We start from the raw sequence: 1,180 nt of genomic DNA on the forward strand, positions 1-1,180 counted from the left end.
CGTGACGACCGATTATCCTTCGGTCCAGCGCGCGCTCGAACTGCAATGCGATGCGATCCTTGCGGCCAAGCACGGGGTGGACGGCGTCTATACTGCCGATCCAAAGAAGCATACGGACGCGAAACGCTACCGCAGCCTCTCCTATGATGACGTTATCAGCCAAGACCTGCGTGTCATGGACCAATCAGCAATGCTGCTGGCGCGCGACCATCATTTGCCCATCCACCTGTTCAACTTCGATAAGCCTGGCTGCATTAAGGCAATCTGCCTGGGCGAAGACGTGGGAACGTATGTGGGGCCGGGCGCGGCGCTCGAATTGGTGTGATTGTCAGGGGCGCTGCCCCCGACACCCCTGGCCAAGGGCTTGCCCCTTGGCAATCCCATTTCCTCTAAAGACTTTTTTGGTTCTGCGAATTATTTATTTTATGAATAATAGTAATCGCGTTCCCCAAGGGCCGAAGCCCTTGGGTGGGGTGTCGGGGCAAAGCCCTGACAGAACGCTCTAAGGCCGCCGCTGCTGTTCGATTTCGTAGCTCGTATCGGCGAGCGTCAGCAGCCCTTGGAACTTATCGTAAGGCTCCGAGATGGTGGCGAGCGTCTGTTTCAGCGTGGCGACGATCTGGCGGGCGGCGGATTTATCGCCGATTTCATTATAGGCGAGGGCGATGAGGCCGAGGGCGGCGACGCGCTCGGGCATCGGCATTTCGGCGGATTGGGTGGAGCGGTCGTAGGCGGCAACGGCCTCGCGGATATGAGTGCGGGCGGCGGTGCCGTCTTGGGCGGCCATCGCGGCGCGGGCGGCATAGGCGCGGGTAAGGGCGATATCGCCCGATTTCTTCAGGCTGGGGAGCGACCTGCGAGGGCGGCGAGCGTATCGGTGGCGGAGGGTTTATCGCTCAGCTTGCCCTGGGCTTGCGCGATCATGGAGAGGGCGGCGATTTGCTCGCGCCCGGCGGGGAGTGTTGAGGCATCGCGCAGGGCTTGCAGTAGCAAGGGGCGGGCACCTTCCGCGCCGCTGGCCTCACTCATGATAAGGCCGAGGAAGGCGAAATTGGCGGCGCGGGTAACGGGGTCGCTGACGCTTTGCATCGCTTTGAGCGACTCATTGGCGAGTTGCACCGCGCTCTGCGGGTCGCGCATATCAAGATAGGCTTGGCTGAGAATGGCAAACAGCGTCGCC

Annotated in this window: 3 protein-coding genes; 1 reads left to right on the forward strand and 2 read right to left on the reverse strand. The window is 61.6% G+C overall.

Features of this window, described 5'->3' with window-relative positions; all coding sequences use genetic code 11:
• On the forward strand, positions 1-325 hold a 325-nt coding region (locus VZ95_RS19125), incomplete at its 5' end, for an amino acid kinase family protein (protein ID WP_045777280.1).
• A 177-nt stretch (positions 326-502) separates the two neighbouring features.
• On the opposite strand, the gene VZ95_RS19130 is transcribed toward VZ95_RS19125, so the two are convergent.
• Entirely contained in the window at positions 503-787 is a 285-nt protein-coding gene (locus VZ95_RS19130) for a hypothetical protein (RefSeq protein ID WP_045777281.1), read from the reverse strand.
• A 50-nt stretch (positions 788-837) separates the two neighbouring features.
• Positions 838-1,180, reverse strand: a 343-nt coding sequence (locus VZ95_RS26110) for a hypothetical protein (RefSeq protein WP_045777282.1), incomplete at its 5' end; no start/stop codon positions are given.

The organism is Elstera litoralis, from assembly GCF_000963705.1.
Classification (GTDB): Bacteria; Pseudomonadota; Alphaproteobacteria; order Elsterales; family Elsteraceae; genus Elstera; species Elstera litoralis.